Raw genomic sequence first — 258 nt, forward strand, 5'->3', positions numbered from 1 at the left:
GATCGTGTCCCGGGAAGTGGTGTAACTGAACCAGCCGAAGGCGCCCTGCGGGCGAAAGAGGATGGTCATCGTGGTTCTTGGCTAACGTTGAGTTTGCGAAGACCAAACACTCACCAGAGAAACCACGATGACCAAGCCCACTATCGCATTGACCGAGTTGGTTGAGAAAGGGGCAGACGCTGATCTGCTCAAGCAAATGATCCAGTTCGTTGCCCAGCGCATGATGGAGTTCGATGTCGAAGGCCTGTGCGGCGCGGG

General features: G+C 56.2%; 1 pseudogene. It reads left to right on the forward strand.

Annotated elements, in window-relative coordinates:
• Positions 1 to 127: 127 nt before the first annotated feature.
• Positions 128 to 258: pseudogene (locus BLX42_RS27010) on the forward strand (IS256 family transposase); the annotation flags it as partial.

Origin of the sequence: Pseudomonas sp. SG-MS2 (assembly GCF_009933855.1) — a bacterium.
Classification (GTDB): Bacteria; Pseudomonadota; Gammaproteobacteria; order Pseudomonadales; family Pseudomonadaceae; genus Aquipseudomonas; species Aquipseudomonas putida_E.